24 protein-coding genes and 1 other RNA gene are annotated in these 26,418 nt (G+C 63.1%); 15 read left to right on the top strand and 10 right to left on the bottom strand.

All coding sequences use genetic code 11. The annotated features are described in order from the left end of the window. Window positions 1-147 precede the first annotated feature (147 nt). Entirely contained in the window at window positions 148-2,391 is a 2,244-nt protein-coding gene (ppk1, locus tag ACF8EF_RS18415) for a polyphosphate kinase 1 (protein ID WP_101196400.1), read from the top strand. On the opposite strand, the gene ppx is transcribed toward ppk1, so the two are convergent. After that, entirely contained in the window at window positions 2,378-3,880 is a 1,503-nt protein-coding gene (ppx, locus tag ACF8EF_RS18410) for an exopolyphosphatase (protein ID WP_176682835.1), read from the bottom strand. The two genes, ppk1 and ppx, sit on opposite strands and share 14 nt — an antisense overlap. 253 nt (window positions 3,881-4,133) lie before the next feature. Between ppx and trxA the strand changes: the two genes are divergently transcribed. The 5 genes from trxA to ACF8EF_RS18385 all read left to right on the top strand — a co-directional run bounded on the left by trxA (window position 4,134) and on the right by ACF8EF_RS18385 (window position 9,485). Continuing rightward, a complete protein-coding gene (gene trxA / locus ACF8EF_RS18405) occupies window positions 4,134-4,463 on the top strand; it encodes a thioredoxin TrxA (protein ID WP_003253660.1) in 330 nt (109 codons plus the stop codon). A 227-nt stretch (window positions 4,464-4,690) separates the two neighbouring features. Continuing rightward, a complete protein-coding gene (rho, locus tag ACF8EF_RS18400; protein WP_003253661.1) occupies window positions 4,691-5,950 on the top strand; it encodes a transcription termination factor Rho in 1,260 nt (419 codons plus the stop codon). Window positions 5,951-6,153: 203 nt separating this feature from the next. Further along, window positions 6,154-7,620 carry a 4-hydroxy-3-polyprenylbenzoate decarboxylase gene (gene ubiD, locus ACF8EF_RS18395; RefSeq protein WP_020192776.1) on the top strand — a complete coding sequence of 489 codons (1,467 nt, stop codon included), beginning with the start codon at window positions 6,154-6,156 and terminating at the stop codon, window positions 7,618-7,620. After that, window positions 7,620-8,588 (top strand): CDP-6-deoxy-delta-3,4-glucoseen reductase, encoded by a 969-nt coding sequence (locus ACF8EF_RS18390; RefSeq protein WP_392460444.1) that lies wholly within the window; start codon window positions 7,620-7,622, stop codon window positions 8,586-8,588. Before ubiD ends, ACF8EF_RS18390 begins: the two co-directional genes overlap by 1 nt. Window positions 8,589-8,834: 246 nt before the next feature. Then, window positions 8,835-9,485, top strand: coding sequence for a gamma-glutamylcyclotransferase (locus ACF8EF_RS18385; RefSeq protein WP_176682832.1), 651 nt, complete (start codon window positions 8,835-8,837; stop codon window positions 9,483-9,485). A 207-nt stretch (window positions 9,486-9,692) separates the two neighbouring features. On the opposite strand, the gene ACF8EF_RS18380 is transcribed toward ACF8EF_RS18385, so the two are convergent. Then, complete coding sequence (locus ACF8EF_RS18380) at window positions 9,693-10,670, bottom strand: NADPH:quinone oxidoreductase family protein (protein ID WP_176682831.1); 978 nt, start codon at window positions 10,668-10,670, stop codon at window positions 9,693-9,695. A 157-nt stretch (window positions 10,671-10,827) separates the two neighbouring features. On the opposite strand from ACF8EF_RS18380, the gene ACF8EF_RS18375 reads away from it, so the two are divergent. Continuing rightward, the gene (locus ACF8EF_RS18375; protein WP_021783527.1) at window positions 10,828-11,232 is read left to right on the top strand and encodes a flagellar basal body-associated protein FliL; all 405 of its coding nucleotides are present in this window, start codon (window positions 10,828-10,830) and stop codon (window positions 11,230-11,232) included. A 55-nt stretch (window positions 11,233-11,287) separates the two neighbouring features. On the opposite strand, the gene ACF8EF_RS18370 is transcribed toward ACF8EF_RS18375, so the two are convergent. The 4 genes from ACF8EF_RS18370 to ACF8EF_RS18355 form a co-directional block, all read right to left on the bottom strand. Then, window positions 11,288-12,400 (bottom strand): ABC transporter permease, encoded by a 1,113-nt coding sequence (locus ACF8EF_RS18370; RefSeq protein WP_392460443.1) that lies wholly within the window; start codon window positions 12,398-12,400, stop codon window positions 11,288-11,290. Between the two features lies 1 nt (window position 12,401). Then, entirely contained in the window at window positions 12,402-15,122 is a 2,721-nt protein-coding gene (gene rbbA / locus ACF8EF_RS18365; protein ID WP_392460442.1) for a ribosome-associated ATPase/putative transporter RbbA, read from the bottom strand. Beyond that, the gene (locus ACF8EF_RS18360) at window positions 15,119-16,078 is read right to left on the bottom strand and encodes an HlyD family secretion protein (RefSeq protein WP_176682828.1); all 960 of its coding nucleotides are present in this window, start codon (window positions 16,076-16,078) and stop codon (window positions 15,119-15,121) included. The genes rbbA and ACF8EF_RS18360 overlap by 4 nt, the downstream gene beginning before the upstream one ends. A gap of 95 nt (window positions 16,079-16,173) precedes the next feature. Then, window positions 16,174-16,623 carry an EVE domain-containing protein gene (locus ACF8EF_RS18355; RefSeq protein ID WP_176682827.1) on the bottom strand — a complete coding sequence of 150 codons (450 nt, stop codon included), beginning with the start codon at window positions 16,621-16,623 and terminating at the stop codon, window positions 16,174-16,176. Between the two features lie 178 nt (window positions 16,624-16,801). On the opposite strand from ACF8EF_RS18355, the gene ACF8EF_RS18350 reads away from it, so the two are divergent. After that, window positions 16,802-16,954 carry a hypothetical protein gene (locus ACF8EF_RS18350; protein WP_176682826.1) on the top strand — a complete coding sequence of 51 codons (153 nt, stop codon included), beginning with the start codon at window positions 16,802-16,804 and terminating at the stop codon, window positions 16,952-16,954. Between the two features lie 18 nt (window positions 16,955-16,972). Here ACF8EF_RS18350 and ACF8EF_RS18345 read toward each other — a convergent pair whose 3' ends face one another. The 4 genes from ACF8EF_RS18345 to ACF8EF_RS18330 all read right to left on the bottom strand — a co-directional run bounded on the left by ACF8EF_RS18345 (window position 16,973) and on the right by ACF8EF_RS18330 (window position 18,402). Next, window positions 16,973-17,581 (bottom strand): 5-formyltetrahydrofolate cyclo-ligase, encoded by a 609-nt coding sequence (locus ACF8EF_RS18345; RefSeq protein WP_176682825.1) that lies wholly within the window; start codon window positions 17,579-17,581, stop codon window positions 16,973-16,975. A 124-nt stretch (window positions 17,582-17,705) separates the two neighbouring features. Continuing rightward, window positions 17,706-17,885: non-coding RNA, 6S RNA (gene ssrS / locus ACF8EF_RS18340), on the bottom strand. A gap of 17 nt (window positions 17,886-17,902) precedes the next feature. Further along, window positions 17,903-18,223, bottom strand: a complete 321-nt coding sequence (locus ACF8EF_RS18335; protein ID WP_003253687.1) for a cell division protein ZapA — start codon at window positions 18,221-18,223, stop codon at window positions 17,903-17,905. Continuing rightward, on the bottom strand, window positions 18,220-18,402 hold the full coding sequence (locus ACF8EF_RS18330) for a TIGR02449 family protein (protein ID WP_029886233.1): 183 nt from the start codon (window positions 18,400-18,402) through the stop codon (window positions 18,220-18,222). The genes ACF8EF_RS18335 and ACF8EF_RS18330 overlap by 4 nt, the downstream gene beginning before the upstream one ends. A gap of 181 nt (window positions 18,403-18,583) precedes the next feature. Between ACF8EF_RS18330 and ACF8EF_RS18325 the strand changes: the two genes are divergently transcribed. The 7 genes from ACF8EF_RS18325 to ACF8EF_RS18295 all read left to right on the top strand — a co-directional run bounded on the left by ACF8EF_RS18325 (window position 18,584) and on the right by ACF8EF_RS18295 (window position 26,341). Then, window positions 18,584-19,138, top strand: coding sequence for a YecA family protein (locus ACF8EF_RS18325; RefSeq protein ID WP_176682824.1), 555 nt, complete (start codon window positions 18,584-18,586; stop codon window positions 19,136-19,138). A 21-nt stretch (window positions 19,139-19,159) separates the two neighbouring features. After that, on the top strand, window positions 19,160-20,494 hold the full coding sequence (pepP, locus tag ACF8EF_RS18320) for a Xaa-Pro aminopeptidase (RefSeq protein ID WP_003253692.1): 1,335 nt from the start codon (window positions 19,160-19,162) through the stop codon (window positions 20,492-20,494). Continuing rightward, entirely contained in the window at window positions 20,491-21,690 is a 1,200-nt protein-coding gene (gene ubiH / locus ACF8EF_RS18315) for a 2-octaprenyl-6-methoxyphenyl hydroxylase (RefSeq protein WP_209969241.1), read from the top strand. Before pepP ends, ubiH begins: the two co-directional genes overlap by 4 nt. Continuing rightward, window positions 21,687-22,169, top strand: coding sequence for a DUF4442 domain-containing protein (locus ACF8EF_RS18310; protein WP_176682822.1), 483 nt, complete (start codon window positions 21,687-21,689; stop codon window positions 22,167-22,169). The genes ubiH and ACF8EF_RS18310 overlap by 4 nt, the downstream gene beginning before the upstream one ends. Before the next feature lie 9 nt (window positions 22,170-22,178). Then, on the top strand, window positions 22,179-23,396 hold the full coding sequence (locus tag ACF8EF_RS18305; RefSeq protein WP_176683046.1) for a 2-octaprenyl-3-methyl-6-methoxy-1,4-benzoquinol hydroxylase: 1,218 nt from the start codon (window positions 22,179-22,181) through the stop codon (window positions 23,394-23,396). Between the two features lie 168 nt (window positions 23,397-23,564). After that, window positions 23,565-24,566: an extracellular solute-binding protein gene (locus ACF8EF_RS18300; protein ID WP_012054051.1), complete on the top strand. Its 1,002-nt coding sequence runs from the start codon at window positions 23,565-23,567 to the stop codon at window positions 24,564-24,566. A 152-nt stretch (window positions 24,567-24,718) separates the two neighbouring features. After that, window positions 24,719-26,341, top strand: coding sequence for an iron ABC transporter permease (locus tag ACF8EF_RS18295; protein ID WP_176682821.1), 1,623 nt, complete (start codon window positions 24,719-24,721; stop codon window positions 26,339-26,341). Window positions 26,342-26,418: the final 77 nt, after the last annotated feature.

The following is a 26,418-nucleotide window of genomic DNA, read 5'->3' as shown; positions in this document are numbered from 1 at the left end:
AAATGTGTCTCGACGTGAACAATTCCAGCGCAGACAATGCCAGAGGCCTTGCCACGGCTTGCCCATGTGTGTCACACGGGCGTCATAATGGGCGCTTATCTTGCCGCTCAATAGATGATAGGGCGTTAACGTCCTCAGGAACGCCAGATGAATAATGAAGTGCTAAGCCCTGTCGCGATCAAGGATGCTCAGGAGCTCCCAGAAGAGATGGTGCAAACCCCGCCAGACCTGCCTCCGGCGGCCGAGCCTGTAGCGGAGCAGGTGGTCGAGCCTGTGGCTCCGGCGCCCGCGCCGTCCCCGGCAATCACCGTCCCTGGCCTGGACGACAGCAGCCTGTACATTCATCGCGAACTCTCGCAACTGCAGTTCAATATCCGGGTGCTGGAGCAGGCACTGGATGAGAGCTACCCGCTGCTGGAACGCCTCAAGTTTCTGTTGATCTTCTCCAGTAACCTCGACGAGTTCTTCGAGATTCGCGTCGCCGGCCTGAAGAAGCAGATCAACTTCGCCCGTGAACAGGCCGGAGCCGATGGCCTGCAGCCCCACCAGGCGCTGGCGCGCATCAGCGAACTGGTGCACATCGAGGTAGAGCGCCAGTACGCGATCCTCAACGACGTGCTGTTGCCTGAGCTGGAAAAGCACCAGATCCGCTTTATCCGCCGCCGTTACTGGACACCCAAGCTCAAGACCTGGGTACGCCGCTATTTCCGCGACGAAATTGCCCCGATCATTACCCCGATTGGCCTTGACCCGACTCACCCGTTCCCGCTGCTGGTGAACAAGAGCCTCAACTTCATAGTCGAGCTCGAGGGGGTGGATGCCTTCGGTCGCGACTCGGGTCTGGCGATCATTCCGGCGCCACGCCTGCTGCCGCGGGTCATTCGTGTGCCGGAAGAGGTGGGCGGCCCGGGCGCAAACTACGTGTTCCTGTCGTCGATGATCCACGCGCACGCCGACGACCTGTTCCAGGGCATGAAGGTGAAGGGCTGCTACCAGTTCCGTCTGACGCGTAACGCCGACCTGGCGCTGGACTCTGAAGAGGTCGACGACCTGGCTCGCGCGCTGCGCGGTGAGCTGTTCTCGCGCCGCTACGGTGACGCCGTGCGCCTGGAAGTGGCCGACACCTGCCCGAAACACCTGTCGGACTACCTGTTGAAGCAGTTCAGCCTGAGCGAAAGCGAGCTGTACCAGGTCAATGGCCCGGTCAACCTCACCCGCCTGTTCAGCATCACCGGCCTGGACAGCCATCCGGAGCTGCAATACACACCGTTCACCCCGGCGATCCCCAAGCTGCTGGCGAACGCCGATAACATATTCAGTGTGATCAGCAAGCAGGACATCCTGCTGATGCACCCGTTCGAGTCCTTTACGCCAGTGGTCGACCTGCTGCGCCAGGCCGCCAAGGACCCGCACGTGCTCGCCGTGCGCCAGACCCTGTACCGCTCGGGGGCTAACTCAGAAATCGTCGACGCCCTGGTGGACGCGGCGCGTAACGGCAAAGAGGTCACTGCGGTGATCGAGTTGCGTGCGCGCTTTGACGAAGAGTCCAACCTGCAGATGGCCAGCCGCCTGCAAGCGGCCGGTGCGGTAGTGATCTACGGCGTGGTCGGGTTCAAGACCCACGCCAAGATGATGCTGATTCTGCGCCGCGAGCAGGGTGAGATCGTGCGTTATGCGCACTTGGGTACCGGTAACTACCACGCCGGCAACGCCCGCCTGTACACCGACTACAGCCTGCTGACCTCTGACGATGCGCTCACCGAGGACGTCGGCAAGCTGTTCAGCCAGTTGATCGGCATGGGCAAGACCCTGCGCATGAAGAAGCTGCTGCATGCGCCGTTCACCCTGAAAAAGGGCATGCTCGACATGATCGCGCGGGAAACCCAGTTTGCCCTCGAAGGCAAGCCGGCGCACATCATCGCCAAGTTCAACTCGCTGACCGACGCCAAAGTCATCAAGGCGCTGTACAAGGCCAGCCAGTCGGGCGTGAAAATCGACTTGGTGGTGCGGGGCATGTGCTGCCTGCGCCCTGGCATTCCGGGGGTTTCGCACAACATCCAGGTGCGCTCGATCATTGGTCGCTTCCTCGAGCACACGCGGGTGTTCTACTTCCTCAATGGCGGCGAAGAGCAGATCTACCTGTCCAGCGCCGACTGGATGGAGCGCAACCTCGACAAGCGTGTCGAGACTTGCTTCCCGGTGGAAGGCAAGAAGTTGTTGCTGCGTGTGAAGAAGGAGCTGGAAGGCTACCTGACCGACAATACCCACGCCTGGACCTTGCAGCCAGACGGGCGCTACGTGCGCAGCACCCCGACCGGCAACCAGAACCCGCGCAGCGTTCAGGCGACCCTGCTGGAGCGCCTGAGCAACCCGGTCCTCAACGTACGCTGAGGACGAAACCGACCCGGGCCAGCCACTCCGCCTCGTTGGCGAAGTCGGCCTGGGTCAGCTGGTTCTGTTCCAGCCAACCCTCAGGGAAGGCGACATCCAGGCTGTTGTCCCCGCCGTGCAGTTCTACTTTTGGCATTTGCTGGGTGCCGCGGATGTGGTGGAACAGGATGGCAAAGCGCAGCAGCACGCACAGGCGCAGCAGCTTGACCCCTTCCTCACCCAGTTCGGCATAACGGTCCTTGGGGATGTTGCGGCGGTGCCCGCGCACCAGCAGGGCCATCATCTGCTGATCTTCCCGGGAAAAGCCCGACAGGTCCGAGTGCTCGATCAGATAAGCGCCGTGCTTGTGGTAGTGATAATGGGCAATGTCCAGCCCGATTTCGTGCACTTTCGCGGCCCAGCCCAGTAGATCGCGCCAGTTTCCTTCTTTCAGATCCCAAGCATCGGCCACCTGGTCGAATGCGTGCAACGCCTTGCGCTCGACGCGCGCAGCCTGGCCCTGGTCCACGTGATAGCGCTCCATCAGCGAGTTCAGGGTGCGTTCGCGCACGTCTTCGTGGTGGTGGCGGCCGAGCAGATCGAACAGCACGCCTTCGCGCAGGGCGCCGTCGCAGTGGTCCATGCGGTGCAGTTCAAGGGCATCGAAGATCGCTTCGAGAATCGCCAGGCCAGCCGGGAAGATGGTGCGGCGGTCTGGCTTGACGCCGTCGAAGTCGATCTTGTCGACCTCGCCCAGCTTGAACAGTTTGCGTTTGACCCAGGCCAGGCCTTCGGCGTTGACCTCGCCATTGCCCAGGCCGCCGGCCTTGATGGCGGCGCCGATGGCGCGAATGGTGCCGGATGAGCCGATCGCCTCATCCCAGGTCAGGCGGTGCAGGGCATTTTCGATGCTCATCAGTTCCAGGCGCGCGGCAGTGTAGGCCTGGGCATAGCGGGCCGGGGTGATCTTGCCGTCGCGGAAATAGCGCTGGGTAAAGCTTACGCAACCCATCTGCAGGCTTTCGCGCAGCAGCGGCTCGAAGCGCTGGCCAATGATGAATTCGGTACTGCCGCCGCCGATGTCGGCCACCAGGCGCTTGCCGGGGGTGTCGGCCAGGGTGTGTGACACGCCCAGGTAGATCAGGCGCGCCTCTTCACGGCCGGAGATGACCTCCACCGGGTGGCCGAGGATGGCTTCGGCGCGTTGGATGAATTCGTTACGGTTGCGCGCTTCGCGCAAGGCATTGGTACCGACGATACGCACGGAGCCTGCCGGCATGCCGTTGATCAGCTGGGAAAAGCGCTTGAGGCAATCCAGGCCTCTTTCCATTGCCTCTTCACTGAGCATGCGCTCTTCGTTGATGCCGGCGGCCAGCTGAACCTTCTCGCCGAGCCGCTCAAGGATGCGGATTTCGGTATGGTGGGCCTTGGCCACGACCATGTGAAAACTGTTGGAGCCAAGGTCGATGGCGGCGATCAGGGACAGGTTCTTCGCGATGGTATGCGGCATGATCTGGTTGTTCTCGGTCGTTAACCTGGCAATCGTGCCACGATAGCAGGCTATCGCCAACGCGTGGCACTCCGCCGTTGTACTGGCCTTGATGCAAGGCAATGTGCCATTCGATTCTATGACGGCCATATGACAGTTTCGATTCGCGGCGTCTTGCGCAACTATAGTTACACTCAATCGTCCGTGGCTTCCTGTCCGGCGTGGGTGCGGCTATCATGGGCCACGTTTTTTGCTTACGACCCTGGAGATATCCATGAGCAGCGATCTGATCAAACATGTCACCGACGCCTCCTTCGAAGCCGATGTCCTGAAGGCCGAAGGCGCGGTACTGGTCGACTACTGGGCTGAATGGTGCGGTCCATGCAAGATGATCGCTCCGGTTCTGGACGACATCGCTTCCACCTACGAGGGCAAACTGACCGTCGCCAAGCTGAATATCGACGAGAACCAGGAAACCCCGGCCAAGCACGGTGTGCGTGGTATCCCGACGCTGATGCTGTTCAAGAACGGCAACGTCGAGGCCACCAAGGTTGGTGCACTGTCCAAATCGCAGTTGGCCGCATTCCTCGACGCCCACCTGTGATGTGAATAGGCCCCGCAAATGCGGGGCTTTTCTTTTTCAGAGCACTAGACGCAGAAAAAAGCAAGTGTTACATTCGGCCTCGCACTGCTTTTCCAGTGCCCTCTACATGCCGTCGCCGAAGCATCCCTAATTCGAATCAGTACGCGATCCTGTCGCCATCCAGCGGCGCGGCCTCATTAAGCCAGAAGCTTAATTCTCCCTTCTTACATGATTACGTCATTCCCCTTATGAACCTGACTGAACTCAAGCAAAAGCCGATTACCGATCTTTTGGAAATGGCCGAACAGATGGGCATCGAAAACATGGCCCGTTCGCGCAAACAGGACGTGATTTTCGCCCTGCTGAAGAAGCATGCGAAAAGCGGCGAAGAGATCTCGGGTGACGGCGTGCTGGAGATTCTCCAGGATGGTTTCGGTTTCCTGCGTTCGGCTGATGCGTCCTACCTGGCCGGCCCAGACGATATCTATGTCTCGCCCAGCCAGATCCGCCGTTTCAACCTGCGTACCGGCGACACCATCGTCGGCAAGATCCGCCCACCGAAGGAAGGGGAGCGTTACTTCGCCCTGCTGAAGGTCGATACCATCAACTTCGACCGCCCGGAAAACGCGAAGAACAAGATCCTGTTCGAAAACCTGACGCCGCTGTTCCCGAACAAGCGCCTGAAGATGGAAGCCGGTAACGGCTCCACCGAGGACTTGACCGGTCGCGTCATCGACCTGTGCGCCCCGATCGGCAAAGGCCAGCGCGGCCTGATCGTTGCCCCGCCGAAAGCCGGTAAGACGATCATGCTGCAGAACATTGCGGCCAACATCACCCGCAACAACCCCGAGTGCCACCTGATCGTCCTGCTGATCGACGAGCGCCCGGAAGAAGTGACCGAAATGCAGCGCACCGTGCGTGGCGAAGTGGTTGCCTCCACCTTCGACGAGCCGCCAACCCGCCACGTGCAGGTTGCCGAGATGGTGATCGAGAAGGCCAAACGCCTGGTCGAGCACAAGAAGGATGTGGTTATCCTGCTGGACTCGATCACTCGACTGGCACGTGCCTACAACACCGTGATCCCGAGCTCCGGCAAGGTGCTGACCGGTGGTGTCGACGCCCACGCCCTCGAGAAGCCCAAGCGCTTCTTCGGTGCTGCGCGTAACATCGAGGAAGGCGGTTCGCTGACCATTATCGCCACTGCGCTGGTTGAAACTGGCTCGAAGATGGACGAAGTGATCTACGAAGAGTTCAAGGGCACCGGCAACATGGAGCTGCCGCTGGACCGCCGCATCGCCGAGAAGCGTGTGTTCCCGGCCATCAACATCAACCGCTCCGGCACCCGCCGCGAAGAGTTGCTGACCGCTGACGACGAACTGCAGCGTATGTGGATTCTGCGCAAGCTGCTGCACCCGATGGACGAAATCGCTGCCATCGAGTTCCTGGTCGACAAGCTCAAGCAGACCAAGACCAACGATGAGTTCTTCCTGTCGATGAAGCGCAAGTAAGCTTCCCGATCAGGCAGTAATTGGGGCCGCCTTGCGGCCCTTCGCGGGCACGCCCGCTCCCACAGGTTAAATACAATCCTTGTGGGGGCGGGCGTGCCTGCGAAGGGGCGCAAGGTGGCCCCAGTGCATTTTTGCCCCCAAACAGGCCTCGAACGGCGCTACACTCTGCACCCCGACCGATACGGCCAACACGAGGCTCCTGCATGCAGTATCGCGACTTGCGCGACTTCATCCGTGGCCTGGAACAGCGCGGTGAGCTCAAGCGCATCCAGGTACCGATCTCCCCCGTCCTGGAAATGACCGAGGTCTGCGACCGCACCCTGCGCGCCAAGGGCCCGGCATTGCTGTTCGAAAAGCCCACCGGCTTCGACATCCCCGTGCTGGGCAACCTGTTTGGTACCCCGGAGCGGGTGGCCATGGGCATGGGCGCCGAGTCGGTCAGCGAACTGCGGGAAATCGGCAAGCTGCTGGCCTTCCTCAAGGAGCCCGAGCCGCCCAAGGGCCTGAAGGACGCCTGGTCGAAGCTGCCGATCTTCAAGAAGGTCGTGTCGATGGCGCCAAAAGTGGTCAAGGACGCGGTGTGTCAGGAAGTGGTGGTCGAGGGTGACGATGTCGACCTCGGCGCACTGCCGATTCAGCACTGCTGGCCTGGCGACGTGGCGCCGCTGATTACCTGGGGCCTCACCGTTACCCGTGGCCCGAACAAGGACCGTCAGAACCTGGGCATCTATCGCCAGCAGGTGATTGGCCGCAACAAGGTGATCATGCGCTGGCTCAGCCACCGTGGCGGCGCCCTCGACTACCGAGAGTGGTGCGAGAAGAACCCCGGCCAGCCGTTTCCGGTCGCCGTGGCGCTGGGCGCTGACCCGGCGACCATTCTCGGCGCCGTGACCCCGGTGCCGGACACTCTTTCCGAGTACGCCTTCGCCGGCCTGCTGCGAGGCAACCGCACCGAGCTGGTCAAGTGCCGTGGCAGCAACCTGCAGGTACCGGCAACCGCCGAGATCATCCTGGAGGGGGTGATTCACCCGGGCGAAATGGCCCCGGAAGGCCCGTACGGCGATCACACGGGCTACTACAACGAAGTGGACAGCTTCCCGGTGTTCACCGTCGAGCGCATCACCCACCGGCAAAAACCGATCTACCACAGCACCTACACCGGTCGGCCGCCCGATGAGCCGGCCATTCTCGGCGTGGCGCTGAACGAAGTCTTCGTGCCGATCCTGCAGAAGCAGTTCCCGGAAATCACCGACTTCTACCTGCCGCCGGAAGGCTGTTCGTACCGCATGGCGGTGGTGACCATGAAGAAACAGTACCCAGGCCACGCCAAGCGCGTAATGCTGGGTGTGTGGTCGTTCCTGCGACAGTTCATGTACACCAAGTTCGTTATTGTCACCGATGACGATATCAACGCTCGTGACTGGAACGATGTGATCTGGGCCATTACCACGCGCATGGACCCCAAGCGTGATACGGTAATGATTGACAACACCCCGATCGACTACCTGGACTTTGCGTCACCGGTATCGGGGCTGGGTTCGAAGATGGGCCTGGACGCTACTCACAAGTGGCCGGGCGAGACTACACGCGAATGGGGCCGGGTCATCGTCAAGGATGAGGCCGTCACCCGCCGTATCGATGAGCTGTGGGATCAGTTGGGAATAGATTGATGCAGGTAACGTTGCAGCCGTCCGGGGCGGTGCTGGCGCTTGAACCCGGGGAACGGATCCTGGATGGAGCACGGCGGCTGGGCTATGACTGCCCAAACAGCTGCCGCAATGGCAATTGCCATGTTTGCGCCGCATTGTTGGTTGAAGGCCGGGTTCGCCAGGATGGCGAAGTCCGCGACCATGGCGAGTTGTTCACCTGCATTGCCGAACCGCTGGAGGACTGCGTGTTGCTCTGGGACGGTGTGCTTGCCTTGGGCGAGCTGCCAGTGCGCAAGCTGGCGTGCAGCGTCAGTGAGTGCGTCGACGTCGGTGGCGACGTCTGGCGGGTGCGCCTGCGTGCGCCTGCCGGCAAGCCACTGCGCTACCACGCAGGGCAATACCTGATGATCGAACGTGAGGGCGGCAAGCAGGCGGCCTTCTCGCTGGCATCCGCGCCGCATGCCGGGCGTGAACTGGAATTGCACGTGCTGGCGCGTGAGCCTAGTGCGGTGCAACTGATCGACCAGATCAGGCGAGATGGCCTGGCACGCATCGAAATGCCGTTTGGCGATACCCATCTGGCCGAACTGCCCGACGGGCCTCTGGTGCTGATTGCCGCCGGCACCGGCATGGGCCAGATGCACAGCCTGGTCGAGCACTGCCGGGCCCAGGGCTTCAAGCACCCGGTTCACCTGTACTGGGGTGTGCGCCGGCCTGAGGACTTCTACCAGATCGAGCACTGGGACGAATGGCAGCGCCTGCCCAACCTGTTCCTGCATCAAGTGGTCAGCGACCTGTGCGGTTGGGAAGGCCGTTGCGGCATGCTGCATGAAGCGGTCTGCGAAGACATTGCCGACCTCAATAGCGTGCATGTGTATGCCAGCGGCTCACCGAACATGATCTACGCCACACTCGACGCTTTGGTCGAAGCCGGTATGGATGCGCACCGCATGCGTGCCGATGTGTTCGCCTACGCGCCGCGCGGTTAATAACCAAAGTTTGAAAGTATGGGTATAAGGCGGTAATTATTACCGCCTTCGCCAATAACTTTCACCGTTGCTGAAACAGTACTTCCCAGTCGTCGGAGCCGTGCACGAAACGCGTGTTCAAGGGCTTGAGTATTCCTGCAATTCTGGCCTATGGTTACTGCAAGCGCCCTTGGTACAGCGGCCTGGCGGCGCAGCGTAATCGAATCTCGCTACCTCCGTAGTTCAAAGGATTAATGGCGGCAGCTTATGTCGGCTCTTGAACGTATGTCTTGGGAAGTTTCATACCCTCCAGCTCTCGATTTCGGTCAGCAACATACTCGCGAACAGTTGTTCAGCTCCATGAAGACAACCATGTCCAGGCATCAGGGTGGCCCGGTGTGGCTGTTTGCCTATGGCTCGTTGATCTGGCGTCCGGAGTGCAATTCGGTGGAGCGCCAGCGCGCGCGGGTACATGGTTATCACCGTGGCTTGTACCTGTGGTCGCATGAACATCGCGGCACCCCGGAAACCCCCGGCCTGGTGTTTGGCCTGGACCGCGGTGGCTCCTGCAGCGGTTTTGCCTACCGGCTGGATGAGCGCAATCTGGACGACTCACTGATGGCCCTGTGGCAACGCGAGATGCCGTATCCGGCCTACCGGCCGCACTGGCTCCACTGCCGCCTGGGCGATGGTAGCAAGGTGCAGGCCTTGGGCTTTGTGCTGGAGCGGCATTTGCCGTGCTATGCCGGCAACTTGCCGGATACCTTGCTCAGCCAGATCCTGGCCAGTGCCAAGGGGCGTTATGGCACCACGCGCGACTATGTCGAGCAGACCTTGAATGCATTGCGCAGTCACCAGATGCCCGATCGCAATCTGGAGGCGCGATTCAGGCGTTGCCACAATCTGCGCGAAGTGTGAGCAACCTGTTCCGGCCTCTTCGCCGGCAAACCCTGCGCTGTCACCTGTAGGCGCGGGTTTACCCGCGAAAGGGCCGGGCCTGCCGGCCAATCTCCACCCGCCGTTCACCGTTGTCGCCACCCCCGTATTCGCGGGTAAACCCGCTCCTACAGTCCAATATTCCCTACCTGTAGGAGCGTGTTCACCCGCGAAGAGGCCGCTACTGCCTTACCTGGCCAGCACCACCAACTTACCCACAGCCTGCCGTTGCCCCAGCTTCTCGATAGCAGCCCCGGCTTCTGCCAGTGGATAAGTCTGCGACACCAGCGGCTTCAACTTGCCCTCGGCATGCCAGGCAAACAGCTGGCGGAAGTTGGCGGCATTGTCCTCCGGCTGGCGCTGGGCAAATGCCCCCCAGAACACGCCCAGTACCGCCGCGCCCTTGAGCAGCACCAGGTTGGCCGCCAGCTGTGGAATGCTGCCGCTGGCAAAACCCACCACCAGCAGCCTGCCATTCCAGGCCAACCCGCGCACCGCCTGTTCGAACAGTTCGCCACCGACCGGGTCGTAGATCACGTCCACGCCCTGGCCGCCGGTCAGACGTTTGATTTCTTCGCGCAGGTTGGCCTGGCTGTAATCGATCAGCTCATCCGCCCCGGCAGCCTTGGCCACGGCCAGTTTCTCGGCACTGCTGGCCGCCGCGATCACCCGCGCGCCCATGGCCTTGCCGATCTCCACCGCCGCCAGGCCGACCCCACCGGAAGCGCCCAGTACCAACAGGGTCTCGCCTGCTTGCAACTGGCCGCGCTGGCGAAGGGCGTGCATCGAGGTGCCGTAGGTCATGCCGAAGGCCGCAGCGGTGGTGAAGTCCATGCTCGCCGGGATCGGCAGAACGTTATAGAACGGCACCGCCACTTGCTCGGCGAACGCACCCCAGCCGGTGAGCGCCATGACCCGGTCGCCTACCTGGAACGCGCCGGCCTTTTCACCGATGGCGGCCACCACGCCCGCTGCCTCGCCACCTGGAGAGAACGGCAGCGGTGGCTGGAACTGGTACTTGCCTTCGATGATCAGGGTGTCGGGGAAGTTGACCCCAGCGGCCTGCACGTCCAGCAGGATCTCGTTTTTCTTCGGCAGTGGGCTGGCCACCTCTTCCAGCACCAGGTTGCGCGCTGGACCCAGGGTTTTGCACAACACAGCTTTCATCGGGGCTATTCCTTTGCGGGTAGTGGCCGATAAGTGTAGGAGGGCCGCTTGGCAGGTCAACGAGCATGGCCCGCCCTGATGGGCCGGCATAAGCCCGGGCTTGGGTTTGAGCGGTGTGCTGGGTAAGCTGGCGCCAATTGTATTGAGGAGCGAATTCGTGAAAGCGTGGATCTTGATGGTGCTGGCGCTGCTGCTGCCGGCTGCGGCCATGGCCGAAGAAGCCAAGGAAGGGGCGCCCAAGGTCGCCTACATCAGCCTGAGCCCGCCCTTTGTTGGCAACTATGCGCTCGACGGCAGCCCGCGGCTGCGCGTGTACAAGGCTGACGTGGCCCTGCGCGTGACGGGTGACGAAGCGGCCAAGACGGTGAAACACCACGAACCGCTGATCCGTAACCAGCTGGTGGCATTGTTCACCCAGCAGACGGTGGACAGCATGAGCAACGTCGAGGCCAAGGAGCATCTTCGCCAAGAGGCGCTGAAACAGGTGCAGCAGGTGCTGGAGGCGGAAGAGGGCAAGCCGATCGTTGAGGACCTGCTGTTCAACAACCTGATTGTGCAATAACCGCTGATAGTTGCCAGTCCGGCCCCGTGGGGATTGTGCAGGCCCTCGTCCTTGCTCAGGACGCCAGGGTACGGCGGAACCGCGCGAGGGCCACGCTGAAGAACACCAGGCCGATCAGCGTCAGCGCCAGGATATCCGGCCATACCACCGTCCACCCGGCATCCCGGAACAGGATTGCGGCACTCAGGCTGACAAAGTGCGTCGATGGTGACCCTTGCATCACCCACTGCAGCCACTGCGGCATGCTGTCCAGTGGTGTGCTGCCGCCGGACAGCAACAGCATCGGGATGATCACCGGGATCGCCAGCAGGCCGAACTGCGGCGTCGAGCGCGCCAGGGTGGCGAGGAAAATGCCCAGCGCAGTACTGGCGAACAGGTACAGCGCGGTCACAGCCAGGAACAGCCCCATCGAGCCAGACAGCGGCACGCCCAGTGCGCCTTTGACTACTACCACCAACGAAATCCAGGTGCAGATCACCACCACCAGCGCGTTGCTGCCGATCTTGGCCAGCATGATCTCCAGCGCGGTCAACGGCAGCACCAGCAGGTGGTCGAGGGTGCCGTGCTCACGCTCGCGCAGCAGCGCGGTGCCGGTGAGGATGATCGCCAGGATGGTGATGTTGTTGACGATCTGGATCACTGCCAGAAACCAGCCCCCCTCCAGGTTGGGGTTGAACAGCGCCTTGGGGTTGATCAGCACCGGGCTTTGCACGTTGCCACGCTGGCTGTAGTCGAGCAGCTCACGCTCGAAGATGCGGCCGATGTAGCCGGCGCCCATGAATGCCTGGCTCATGGCCGTGGCGTCGACGTTGATCTGCAGCTCCGGCGAGCGCCCGGCCAGCAGGTCGCTCTGGAAGTTCACCGGTACGTTGATGACGAAGGTGTACTGGCCGCTGTCCATGGCCTGGTCCAGGCGCTGCGGGGGCAGCGGCACGGCTGGCTGGAACTCGGGGGGTTGCAGGGCTTCGCTGAGCTTGCGCGAGAGCAGGCTATGGTCTTCATCCACCACCGCCACGCTGGCGTTGTGTACGCCGATCACCGAGCCGGCTGCCGGCATGTAGATCGCCACGCTGAAGGCATATAGCAGGAACAGCAGCAGTACGCTGTCATGGCGCAGGCTGGTCAGTTCTTTCAGGCCCAGGCGCAAGGTGTGGTTCAGGCGCGACATGTCAGGCCTCCTGCTTCTTCAGCATTGCCAGGCTCAGGCCGGTGAATGCGGCAAAGAAGCTCAGCAGGATCAGGCACTGCGGCCACAACTCGCGCAGGCCTAACGCCTTGGTGAAGGTGCCGACTGCGACGTCGAGGAAGTAGCCCGCCGGGAACAACTGGCCCATCACCGCTGCTGCGCCGTCTAACGACGAGCGTGGCACGATCAGCCCGGAAAACTGGATGGTCGGCAGGCTGGTAATGATCATGGTGCCGAGAATGGCGGCGATCTGGGTGCGGGTGAATGCCGAAATCAGCAGGCCCAGGCTGGTGGTTGCCAGCAGGTAGGCCACGCCGCCACACGCCAGGGCCAGTACGCTGCCCTTGAGCGGTACGGCGAACAGCCAGCAGTTCATCGCGACGAGCAGCGCCAGGTTGACCAGGCTCACAGCCAGGTAGGGCATCTGCTTGCCAAGCAGGAATTCCAGGCGGGTGAGGGGTGTGGCGTAGAAGTTGGTGATGGAGCCGAGTTCCTTCTCGCGCACGATGCCCAGTGCAGTGAGCATGGCCGGTATGAAGGCCAGTATCAGTGCCATCACGCCCGGACCGATGGCGTTCACGCTGACCACATCCTGGTTGTAGCGGAAACGCGTTTCCAGGCGCACCGGGTCCTGGCGTGGCTGCGGTTGCGGGCTGGCCTGTGCCAGTTGCTCCAGGTTGGCCTGGTGCACGGCTTCCACGTAGTTGCGGCTGGTTTCTGCGCGGAACGGCATGCCACCGTCGAGCCAGGCAGCCACCACCGGCTGGCGCCCTGCGTACAGGTCGCGGCCAAAACCGGGCGGAATCTCCAGTGCCAGTTTGATTTCCGAGCGTTGCAGGCGCTGGTGCAGCTCGCTGCTATCGCGGATGGGTGCCTGTTCGGCGAAGTAGCGTGAACCACGGAAGGCTTCGAGGTAGGCGCGGCTTTGCGGGCTCTGGTCCTGATCGTGCACGGCGAAGGCGAGGTTTTCCACATCCAGTGAAATGCCGTAGCCGAAGATCACCATCATGAACATTGCACCCAGTAAGGCGAAGGCCAGGCGCACCTTGTCGCGCAGCAGCTCCTTGCCCTCACGGCCGGCCACTGCCAGCAGGCGGCGCAGGCTGAATCCCTGGCGTAGCGGCAGGGTGGGGGTGGACGCCTGTTCCAGCACGCTGCTGTCGGTGGCGGCTGGCGCCAGCTCCTGGGCCTGCTCCAGGCAGCGGACGAACGCGTCCTCCAGCGTGGCACCCTGGTACTGATGCTGCAGGGCATCGGGTGTGTCGCAGGCCAGCACTCGCCCGGCGTGCATCAGCGAAATACGATCGCAGCGCTGGGCTTCGTTCATGAAGTGGGTGGAGAGGAAAATGGTCACGCCTTGCTCGCGGGACAGTTCTACCAGCAGGCGCCAGAAGTCGTCGCGGGCGGCCGGGTCGACGCCGGAGGTCGGTTCGTCGAGGATCAACACTTCCGGGCGATGCAGAACCGCCACTGCCAGCGACAGACGCTGGCGCAAACCAAGGGGCAGGGCGCCAGACGGTTGGTCGGCGATAGTGGCGAGCTCGAAGCGCTCGATCAGCTCATCGATGCGCTGGGCGCTCTCGGCTTTGGGCAAGTCGAACAAGCGGGCATGCAGGGCCAGGTTCTGCCGGGTGCTGAGCTCGCCATACAGAGAGAAACTCTGCGACATGAAACCGACCCGCTTGCGTGTGGCCAGGTCGCTGGCGTCCACCGGGCGACCCAGCAGGCTGGCGCTGCCCTCGCTGGCCGGCATCAGGCCAGTGAGCACTTTCATGGTGGTGGTCTTGCCGCAACCGTTGGAACCCAGGAAGCCGAAGATCTCCCCACGGCCAATGGCGAAACTGACCTTGTTCACCGCTGTGAAGTCGCCAAAGCGCAGGGTCAGGTCGTGTGCCTCGATGGCGACCGGGCCGTCCGTGGCTTGGCGCGGCGGGATTGCCAGTGGTTGATGCTGCGTCTTGCCAGCGCCCTGGTAGTGGGTAAAGGCGTCATCCAGCTTTCCGCTGGGGGTTACCGCAGCCAGTTCGTGGCTAGGGCCGGCGGCCAGCAGCCGGCCGCCATCGAGCATCAGGCAATGCTCGAACTGTTCGGCTTCTTCCATGTAGGCGGTAGCCACCAGCAGGGTCAGTTGCGGGCGTTGTACGCGAACCTGCTCAACCAGCTCCCAGAAGCGCCGCCGCGACAGTGGGTCGACGCCGGTGGTCGGCTCGTCCAGGATAAGCAGGTCTGGCTCGTGGATCAGCGCGCAGCAAAGACCCAGCTTCTGCTTCATGCCACCCGACAGCTTGCCGGCCGGGCGCTGGGCAAAGCGCTGCAGGTCGGTGGCCTGCAACAGATTGGCCATGCGCTGCTCACACTCGCGGCGGCCCAGCCCGAACAGGGTGGCGAAAAAGCGGATGTTCTCGCTGATCGACAGTTCCGGGTACAGGTTGTTGCCCAGCCCCTGCGGCATGAACGCTACTTTGGGGTATAGCGCCGTGCGATGGCGGCGTTGGCGGATCGAGCCGCCCAGCACCTGCAGCTCCCCCTGTTGCAGGCGTTTTACGCCGGCGATCAGCCCCAACAGGGTTGATTTGCCTGCCCCGTCGGGGCCGATCAGCGCGCAGCGGGTGCCCACAGGCAGGCTGAAGCCTAGCGGGTGCAGGGCTACCAGGTCGCCGTAACGGTGGCTGATGCCTTCGGCCAGCAGTGCCGGGGCGTTCATTGCAAGTTGGCCGGCCAGTCCACTTCAGCCGTGCGGACATAGCCGGCGCCTGGCATGCCTGGTTTGGCTTGCGGCACGGCGCCCGGGTCGCTCAGGCGCAGTTTGACCCGGAACACCAGCTTTTGCCGTTCGTCGCGGGTTTCGACCTGTTTGGGGGTGAACTGGGCCTTGGCTGCGACAAAGGCCACCTTGGCCGGCAGCGCGCGCTCGGGCAGGGCGTCGAGCACGATGCGCGCCTGATCGCCTACGGTCAGCCGGCCGCTGGTGGACGCCGGCAGGTACAGGTTCATGTATTGGTCGCTGGGGTCGATCAGCATCAGGACGCGGCCGCCGGCACCCAGCACTTCACCGGGTTCGGCCAGGCGCAGCTGGATGATGCCGTTGATGGGCGCTCGCAGGCTGCTGTCGTCGATTTCGCTGGTGAGCTGTGCCACTTGAGCTTCGGCGGCGCCGATTGCAGCCTTGATCGCTGCCAGTTGGGCGCGGGCAGCGACCACTGCTGCGCTGGCTGTGTCAAAGCGCGCCTGCTGTTGGTCGAGCAACTGCTGGCTGGCGTACTTGCGCTGGAAAATTTCGCGCACGCGCTTGAGCTCCTGGCTGGCCAGCAGCAGTTCGCTCTGGCGCAGTTGCACGCTGGCCTGGGCGGCGGCGTAGTTTTCCCGGGCGCGCAGCACTTCGGCTTCGGCCTGGCTGCGCTGGGCTTCCATGGTGCGGGTGTCGATGCGTGCCAGTAGCTGGCCTTGGGTAACGTTGTCGCCTTCATCGACCAGTACCTCGGCCAGGCGACCGGGGACCTTGCTGGCGATCTGCACTTCGGTGGCTTCAAGGCGGCCGTTGCCCATGCTCAGGCCTTCGGGCAACTGGTCGTGGAGCGACTTCCAGTACCCCAGCCCGCCGGCTGCAACGAGCAGTGCGATCAGTGCAGTGGCGAAGATTCTAGGGGCGTATCGGTTCATCGTTCTGCATCCTTGCGGTCATGCACGGTCCATCATGCCTTGCGGCCATGTGTGGCGTGTTGATATTGGTCAAGCCCTTGACCTTAGCTGCGCATTCAGCGCAACGCGACAATCACCGCCCACTGCTCGGGCGTTACCGGCATGACCGACAGGCGGCTGCCTTTTTGCACCAGCGGCAACTCGACCAGCCCGGCCTGCTGTTTCAGCCATCCCAGCTCCAGCACCCTTGGGAAGGTTTGTACGTGGGCCACATCCACTGCGCTCCACGGGTTCTTGTCGGTGGTGGCCTTGACATCGTGATAATGGCTTTCCGGGTCCAGCGCGGTAGGGTCCGGGTAGGCCGCGCGGGTGATTCTGGCAATGCCGGCGATGCCGGGTTGTGGGCAGCTGGAGTGGTAGAAGAAAAATTCGTCACCCACGCTCATGGCCCGCAGAAAATTACGCGCCTGATAGTTACGCACGCCGTCCCAGCGCGCTTCACCCAAGCGTGCGAGGGCTTCTATGGAGAGCTCGTCGGGCTCGGATTTCATCAGCCAGTAAGCCATGAATGCTGCTCCTGAAAAGGTTTGAAATAACCTGTTGCACGAAACCGACAGTCGGTTGGCGTCAAGGTTTGCGTGCGGACGCATGTTGTCGGAAAATGCGCACCGTTTAAAGCGCGTGCACCGGCGGTACCCAGAATATCGCCGAGTACAGAACAGTTTGCCTGGGGGGCAATCTTCGATGAATCAACGTAAAAAGCCGGATCTACTGTGGATCCTGGTGTTCATTTTTGGCCTGGGTGTGGTCACTACCGGTTATGCGCAAGGGTTCTGGGAGCGCAAGCTGGACAGCGCCTATCAGATGCCGGTCGACGCCGGCCAGCCACAACGTTGATATCCCCGCTGGCGCCGCTCAACGTGGCGCCAGGTACCAGCCACGGTCAGAGACCGTACCCTGCAGCGGTACGTCCCAACTGGCCTGCGCCAGCCGCTCGACCTTCTGGCATTCATGCGCCAGCCCCAGCAGCAACGGTTTTTTCCAGGTTTGCCGACGCGCCTGGTAGGCCAGGCTGCGATCATAGAAGCCACCGCCCATTCCCAGGCGTCCGCCCACTTCGTCAAAACCGACCAGCGGTAGCAGAATCAGATCCAGCGCCCAGATTGGCCGTTGGCGTTTGCGATCGATTATCGGCTCTGGAATACGAAAGCGATTGGGCTTGAGTTTCTCACCCTGCTCAAAAAGCTGGAACACCATGCGCGTGCGCGGCCAGGCGTGCAGCACCGGCAGGTAGGTGCGCTTGCCGCGACGCTGGGCTTCGCGCATCAGCAGGCGAGGGTCGATTTCACCGTCGTTGGGCAGGTACAGGGCGATGTGGCGGGCGCGGCGGAACAAGGGGTGTTGCGCCAGTTGGCGGTACAGGCCGAGGGTGGCCTGGCGTTGCTGCGCAGGGGTAAGGGCGCGGCGGGCATTGCGAAGCAGGCGACGTAGCTGGGGGCGGGTGAGCGGCACGGTTTCGGTCATGGCACAGGCGGTCCCAGATGTGCTGCCTTATACGAAAAGTGCCTGCGCGGTGACTATTCGTACAAAGCTTGAATAAAGTCGGCCAAAACGAATTGCCCGCCGGGGAGGGCGGGCAAGAAAATTCAGGCTCCCCGATAAGACCGCTATCGGTGTAGCCCTTGAACCCGAAAGTTCAAGGTGGAGATTGCAGGGGGCGTTAAGGCTTTCCGTCGGGCGGACATGCACACCGGCCCCAGCGTGCAACCCCCGTGGTTGTGCGTATCGGCTCAGGGACATAACCGACTGGCGCATCCCCCAGGGAGTGGCGCCAGTATACCAATCTCAGCCGATTTTGGTATCCGTGTCGTCGGACAAAGCCTTATCTACCCGATCCAGCAGGTCGCGCACCTGTTCGCGGTTTGTGCCGCTGACCGGTGCATCGTTGCGATCTTCCTGGCGGTGCAGCATTTCGTGGGTAATGTTCAATGCTGCCATGACCGCGATGCGGTCGGCACCGATCACCTTGCCGCTGCTGCGGATCTCGCGCATCTTGCCGTCCAGGTAGCGCGCAGCGCTGACCAGGTTGTTGCGCTCTTCCGGCGGGCAGATGATCGAGTATTCCTTGTCGAGGATCTGCACGGTGACGCTATTGCTTGAACTCATGAGTCTTGCTCCAGAGCCTTGAGGCGTAAAATCATCGACTCGACTTTGCGCTTGGCGATCTCGTTCTTTTCGATGAGGTGGGCGCGCTCTTCGCGCCAGGACTTTTCCTGAGCTACTAGGAGTGCATTTTGCCGTTTTAGTTGCTCGACGCGTTCGATCAGCAACTCGAATCGGCTCATCAGTGCCTGCAGGTCGTTCTCTTGCGTGGGTTGCACTCGATTCGCTCCGTCGTTGAGTCACCTGGCGATGATGCCTCCCCCTGGGCGGCAACGGCCAGTGCAGATGGTCTTGGCGCGCCTGCCGGTGCTAGGATACAAGGTCTTCATTCTAGACATTGCGCCGTCTGGCGCCTAGCTGCCCATGCCCAATACTCAATCGCCCTACAACGCCTTCGCCATGCTGCTCTCGAGCAATGGTCATCCCGTCACCCCGGCCGAACTGCACGGCCTGCTGATTGGCCGCAGCTGCGCCGGCGCCGGCTTCGATGCCGATGCCTGGTTGGCCGATGCCGCCCAACTGCTGGAAACCGAGCCTGGTGACAGTGTCCGCAATGCCTTGATCGGCTTGCAGGAAATGGTCAAGGGCGAGCTGACCAGCGACGACATGGCGATCGTCCTGCTGCTGCCTACCGATGATGCTGCACTGAGCGACCGCGCCACCGCGCTGGGCCAGTGGTGCCAAGGCTTCGTGACCGGTTTCGGCCTGAACGCTGGCGGTAAGGACTTGTCCGACGAGGCCAAGGAAGTGCTGCAGGACCTGGTGGCCATTTCGCAGGTCCAGGAAGCGCTCGAAGAATCCGAGGACGGCGAGAGCGACTACATGGAAGTCATGGAATACCTGCGCGTGGCGCCCCTGCTGCTGTTCTCCGAACTGGCCAAGCCGGCCGCACCCGCGCCCAAGCCGTCGCTGCACTGATCAACCAGGGGTAGTCTGCCCATGAGCCACATTCCCAAGGCCGAATATGCCCGTCGGCGCAAGGCGCTGATGGCGCAGATGGTCCCCAACAGCATCGCTATTCTGCCCGCCGCCGCGGTTGCCATCCGCAACCGCGACGTCGAACACGTGTACCGCCAGGACAGCGACTTCCAGTACCTCAGCGGCTTCCCGGAGCCCGAGGCGGTGATTGCTTTGATTCCAGGGCGCGAGCATGGCGAGTACGTGCTGTTCTGCCGTGAACGCAACCCTGAGCGCGAGCTGTGGGACGGCCTGCGGGCCGGCCAGGAAGGGGCGGTGCGTGATTTCGGCGCCGACGATGCCTTCCCCATCACGGATATCGACGAGATCCTGCCTGGCCTGATCGAAGGCCGCGAGCGGGTCTACAGCGCCATGGGCAGCAACCCGGAGTTCGATCGCCGGCTGATGGACTGGATCAACGTGATCCGCTCCAAGGCACGCCTGGGCGCCCAGCCACCAAACGAGTTCGTTGCGCTGGATCATCTGCTGCACGATATGCGCCTGTATAAATCGGCGGCGGAAGTGAAGGTGATGCGTGCTGCCGCAGACATTTCTGCGCGAGCCCACGTGCGGGCCATGCAGGCCTGCCGCGCCGGGCTGCACGAGTACAGCCTGGAAGCCGAGCTGGACTACGAATTCCGCAAGGGCGGGGCGAAGATGCCGGCCTACGGCTCGATCGTTGCGGCCGGGCGCAACGGCTGCATCCTGCACTATCAACAGAACGATGCGCCGCTCAAGGACGGCGACCTGGTGCTGATCGACGCCGGCTGCGAAATCGACTGCTATGCCAGCGACATCACCCGCACCTTCCCGGTCAGTGGGCGGTTTTCGCCCGAGCAGAAGGCCATCTACGAGCTGGTGCTCAAGGCGCAGGCGGCGGCGTTTGCCGAAATAGCCCCCGGCAAGCACTGGAACCACGCCCATGAGGCGACCGTGCGGGTCATCACTGCGGGCCTGGTGGAGCTGGGCTTGCTTGAAGGGGATGTGCAGGCGCTGATCGACAGCGAAGCGTATCGCGCCTTCTACATGCACCGCGCCGGGCATTGGCTGGGCATGGATGTGCACGACGTGGGCGAGTACAAGGTGGGCGGCGAGTGGCGGGTGCTGGAACCCGGCATGGCGCTGACCGTGGAGCCGGGTATCTACATTGGCGCCGACAATCAGGCCGTGGCCAAAAAGTGGCGCGGCATTGGGGTAAGGATCGAGGACGACGTGGTAGTGACCAGGCAAGGTTGTGAAATCCTGACTTCGGGTGTGCCGCGTACGGTCGCCGAGATCGAGGCGCTGATGCAGGCTGCCCGCAAGGCCGTGGCATGAGCCGGGTAAACCTGGCGATCATCGGCGGTGGCCTGGTTGGCGCAAGCCTGGCTTTGGCCCTGCAGGCCGGCGCCAAGGCGCGCGGCTGGAAGATCCTGCTGATCGAGCCGTTCGCCCCCGGCGACAACTACCAACCCAGCTACGATGCGCGCTCGTCGGCGTTGTCATTCGGTACCCAGCAGATTTATCAGCAACTGGGCCTGTGGCAGGCCATCGGCCGCCGCGCCGAGCCTATTCGCCAGATTCACGTGTCCGACCGTGGTCGCTTTGGCGCCACCCGCCTGGATGCTCTGGAAGAGGGCGTACCGGCGCTGGGTTACGTGGTGGAAAACGCCTGGCTCGGCCAGTGCCTGTGGCAAGGGCTGGACAGCGAGGTGGTGAGCTGGCGCTGCCCGGCGGAAGTGACCTCGATGCAGGCCATCGAACGCGGCTACCGGCTGGGGCTGAACGACGACACTCAGCTGGAATGTGACCTGGCGGTGCTGGCCGATGGTGGTCGCTCTGGCCTGCGCGAGCAGTTGGGAATCCATGTGCGGCACACGCCTTACCAGCAGAGCGCGTTGATCGCCAACATTACCCCGGGTGAGGCCCACGGCGGCCAGGCTTTCGAGCGCTTCACCGAGGAGGGCCCCATGGCCTTGCTGCCGTTGCCGGAAAACCGCTGCGCACTGGTGTGGACCCGCCAGGGCATGGATGCGCGGCGCCTGGCCGACATCGACGAGCGCAGTTTCCTGCGCGAACTGCAGGGTGTGTTCGGCTACCGCCTGGGCGCGCTGCGCCAGGTGGGTGTACGGCACCTCTACCCGCTGTCCTTGATCGAGGCCCAGGAGCAGGTGCGGCCGCACCTGGTGGTGCTGGGCAACGCAGCACACAGCCTGCACCCCATCGCGGGCCAGGGTTTCAATCTGTCGCTGCGTGACGTGCAGGCCCTGGCCGAAGCACTGCTGGCGGGTCCACAGCAGCCTGGCGACCTGACCACGTTGCAGGCCTATCACCAGCGCCAGCGCCTGGACCAGGCGATGACCATCGGCTTCTCCGACCAGGTCACCCGTCTGTTCGGCAGCAATCAGCCGTTGCTGACGGCCGGGCGCAACCTTGGCCTGCTCGGGCTCGACCTGCTGCCACCGGCAAAAAGCTGGTTCGCCCGCCAGGCGATGGGCCTGGGCACCCGCCCTGATCCGCGGGGCCAGGCATGAGCAACCCGCGTAAACTGGCGCGCCGGGCGCGCATGCTGCGCTGGATGCTGAACCTCTACCCACCGTACCTGGGTGCCGGTATCCGTGTGCAGCACATCAGCCCGGACCTGCGTAGCGTCAAGGTGGCGATGAAGCTGACCCGCTGGAACCGCAATTACGTCGGTACCCAGTTCGGTGGCAGCCTGTATGCCATGGTCGACCCGTTCTACATGCTGCTGCTGATCGAGCAGTTGGGGCGTGACTACATCGTCTGGGACAAGGCCGCCAGCATCGATTTCATCTCGCCGGGCAAAGGCCCGGTGTATGCCGAACTCCACGTCGATGATGCGCTGCTGGACGAAATTCGCCAGCAGGCCGCCACCGGCAAGAAATGCCTGCCGCGTTTGCAGGTCGATATCCGCGATGGCGCCGGCGAGTTGGTGGCGCGGGTCGATAAAACCCTATACGTGCGGCTCAAGCCGCAAGCGAGGCAGGCGTAAGGCATGGAAATGCGCGCAGATCTGTTGATTGTCGGTGCCGGTATGGTCGGCAGCGCCCTGGCCTTGGCGTTGCGCCACAGTGGCCTGCAAATTTTGTTGCTCGATGGTGGCCCGCTGACGGTTGTACCCTTCGATGCCCAGGCCCCGTTCGAGCCGCGTGTCAGCGCGCTATCGGCGGCCAGCCAGCGCATCCTCGAGCGCCTTGGCGCCTGGGACGGCATTGCCCAGCGGCGCGCCACGCCGTACTCCGACATGCATGTGTGGGATGGCAGCGGCACCGGGCAGATTCACTTTTCGGCGGCCAGTGTGCATGCCCAGGTGCTCGGCCATATCGTCGAGAACCGGGTGGTGCAGGACGGCCTGCTGGAGCGCCTGCACGACAGCGACATCGGCCTGCTGGCCAATGCGCGGCTGGAGCAATTGCGTCGCTCCGGCGATGAGTGGCTGCTGACCCTGGCGGATGGCCGGCAACTGCGGGCACCGTTGGTGATCGCTGCCGACGGTGCCAATTCGGCGGTGCGGCGTCTGGCCGGCTGCGAAACCCGCGAGTGGGATTACCTGCACCATGCCATTGTCACCAGCGTGCGTTGCAGCGCCGGGCACCAGGCCACGGCCTGGCAGCGCTTCACTGACGAAGGTCCGCTGGCGTTCCTGCCGTTGACCCGCGATGGCCTGCAGGACTGGTGCTCGATCGTCTGGTCGACCACCCCGGAGCATGCCGAGCAGCTGATGGCGATGGATGAAGCGGCCTTCCTGCAGGCCCTGGAGCGGGCCTTCGAAGGGCGTCTGGGGGACGTGCTGCAGGCCGACCCACGGGTGTGCGTGCCGCTGCGCCAGCGTCACGCCAAGCGCTATGTGGATGAAGGCCTGGCCTTGATCGGTGATGCTGCACACACCATTCACCCGTTGGCCGGGCAGGGCGTGAACCTGGGCTTTCTCGATGCGGCGGTGCTGGCCGAGGTGTTGGTCAATGCCTGCGAGCGCGGCGAGAGGCTGGCCGATGTGAAGGTGCTGAGCCGTTACGAGCGGCGGCGCATGCCACACAACCTGGCGTTGATGGCGGCGATGGAGGGGTTCGAGAGGTTGTTCCAGGCCGATCCGCTGCCGTTGCGCTGGTTGCGCAACAGCGGGTTGAAGCTGGTGGAGCAGATGCCGGAGGCCAAGGCGCTGTTTGTGCGCCAGGCGTTGGGTTTGAGTGGTGACCTGCCGGATCTGGCCAAGGCTTGAGAGTGGCGGGGCCGCTTTGCGGCCCTTTCGCGACACCAGGCCGCTCCCACAGCGTGGCGCAATCACCTGTGGTAGTCCTTTGCAACATCCGGTAACGCCTAGGTAGGTGAGCCAGAAAATGGGATTCACTACCATTCGCACCTCTCATACGATCGAGGAGTGCTTAAAATGTTGCCACGCAAGCCCCTACTGGCCGCCTTGGCCCTGACCCTGTTCGGCGGCACTGCCCAGGCAGCGGACGAAGTGGTGGTGTACTCCTCGCGCATCGACGAGCTGATCAAGCCGGTGTTCGATGCCTATACCGCCAAGACCGGTGTCAAGATCAAGTTCATTACCGACAAGGAAGCCCCGCTGATGCAGCGCATCAAGGCCGAGGGCGACAACGGCGTGGCCGACCTGTTGCTGACCGTCGATGCAGGCAACCTGTGGCAGGCTGAGCAGATGGGCATCCTGCAGCCGATCGAGTCCGACGTCATCGACCAGAATATCCCGTCGCAGTACCGCGCCTCGTCCCACGACTGGACCGGTCTGAGCCTGCGCGCCCGCACCATCATCTACTCCACCGAGCGAGTCAAACCCGAAGAATTGAGCACCTACGAAGCCCTGGCTGACAAACAGTGGGAAGGCCGTCTGTGCCTGCGCACGGCCAAGAAGGTGTACAACCAGTCGCTGACCGCCACCTTGATCGAAACCCACGGTGAGGCCAAGACCGAGCAAATCGTCAAAGGTTGGGTCAACAACCTGTCCACCGATGTGTTCTCCGACGACAACGCGGTGATCCAGGCCATCGAGGCCGGGCAGTGTGATGTGGGCGTGGTCAACACCTACTATTACGGCCGACTGCACAAGCAGAACCCGAACCTGCCGGTGAAGATCTTCTGGCCCAACCAGGGTGATCGTGGTGTGCATGTGAACCTCTCGGGCATCGGCCTGACCAAGCATGCGCCACACCCGGAAGCCGCGAAGAAACTGGTGGAATGGATGACCGGCGAAGAAGCGCAGAAGCTGTTCGCTGACATCAACCAGGAATTCCCGGCCAACCCGAAGGTGAAACCTTCGGAGGAAGTGGCGGCGTGGGGCAGCTTCAAGGCCGACAGCATTCCGGTGGAAATTGCCGGCAAGCGCCAGGCTGAAGCCATTCGCCTGATGGATCGGGCTGGCTACAACTAAGCGCCAGGCTTTATCCTCTCTGGGCCCGTTAGGGCCCTTTCGCGGGTAAACCCGCTCCTACAGGATCTGCACTGCCTTGCGCGGTCCCCGTAGGAGCGGGTTTACCCGCGAACGACCGCGCAGCGGTCGCCATCGCACTCGAGATTTCAGCCTTGCCCCACACCCCCCAACGCCGCTGGTACCTCCCGGTCTCCCTGATCGCCGCCTTGGTGCTGCTGCCCCTGAGCGTGCTGCTGCTGTCCTGGCAATCCATCGACCTGCAGATCTGGTCCCACCTGCTCGACACCCAGATGGGCCGCCTGCTCGGCAATACCCTGACCCTGGTGGTGGGTGTGGGTATTGGTGTCACCGTGCTGGGCGTCAGCCTGGCCTGGCTCACCAGCCTCTGCGACTTCCCCGGTCGACGCTGGCTGGACTGGGCGCTGATGTTACCGTTCGCCATCCCGGCCTACGTGCTGGCGTTCGTCTTCGTCGGCCTGCTGGACTTTGCCGGCCCGGTGCAAAGCGCCCTGCGCGAGGTGTTCGGGCCAATGCGCCTGCCTCGGGTGCGTTCCACCGGTGGGGTAATCACCGTCCTGGTGCTGGTCTTCTATCCCTATGTCTACTTGTTGGCGCGCACGGCTTTCCTGGCTCAGGGCAAGGGCCTGATGGAGGCGGCGCGGGTACTTGGGTTAACGCCCCTGCAGGCTTTCTGGCGGGTGGCCCTGCCCATGGCGCGGCCGGCGATCGGTGCCGGTATCGCCCTGGCGCTGATGGAAACCCTGGCCGACTTCGGTGCAGTGGCCGTATTCAACTTCGACACCTTCACCACGGCTATCTACAAGACCTGGTACGGCTTCTTCAGCTTGTCCAGTGCGGCCCAGCTGGCCAGCTTGCTGCTGCTGGCGGTGATGCTGGTGCTGTACGGCGAGCGCCGCGCCCGTGGTGCCAGCCGCAGCGGCAACGAGCGACCACGCGTGCAGGCGCTTTATCAACTGCGTGGTCTCAAGGCGCTGCTGGCCAGTGGCTGGTGCCTGCTGGTGTTCGCCTGCGCTTTCGTCATCCCGCTGCTGCAGTTGCTGGCGTGGTTCTGGCAGCGCGGCCGGCATGACCTGGATGAGCGTTATATCGGCCTGGTGCTGCACACCCTTTACCTGGGCAGCATGGCGGCGCTGGTCACGGTATGTGTGGCGCTGCTGCTGGCCTTTGCCCGGCGCCAGGCACCGACGGGCGGTATCCGCGCCGGGGTTGGTCTGGCCAATCTGGGGTATGCCCTGCCCGGTTCGGTGTTGGCGGTGTCGATCATGTTGGCCTTCAGTTACCTCGACAACCACCTGGTCATTCCGCTGTCCAGCTGGCTGGGCGGCGCCGGCAAGCCGCTGCTGCTAGGCAGCCTCTCGGCGTTGCTGCTGGCCTACCTGGTGCGCTTCATCGCGGTGGCCTACGGGCCGCTGGAGAGCAGCCTGGAACGCATCCGCCCCTCACTCCCCGAAGCCTCGCGCAGCCTGGGTGTCGGCGGAGCAAGATTGTTTTTCAAGGTATATCTGCCGCTGCTGGTACCCGGTGCCCTTAGTGCCGCGCTGCTGGTGTTCGTCGACGTGCTCAAGGAAATGCCCGCCACCTTGCTGATGCGGCCGTTCGGCTGGGACACCCTCGCTGTGCGGGTGTTCGAGATGACCAGCGAGGGCGAATGGGCGCGAGCCTCGCTGCCGGCACTGACCTTGGTAATGGTGGGGCTGCTGCCGGTCATCGGACTGATTCGCCGTTCGGCCCGCCGACCCGGTCACAGTCACTGAGGATGTCAGCTTGCGACCTTGCGGCTACAATGCGCGGCATTCGCGCGGCGGGTGTGAGTAACAAGAAAAGCTGACGA

The sequence above is a fragment of the Pseudomonas sp. zjy_15 genome (genome assembly GCF_043101865.1).
GTDB lineage: Bacteria > Pseudomonadota > Gammaproteobacteria > Pseudomonadales > Pseudomonadaceae > Aquipseudomonas > Aquipseudomonas putida_Y.
This window is presented reverse-complemented; position numbering and strand designations above follow the sequence as displayed.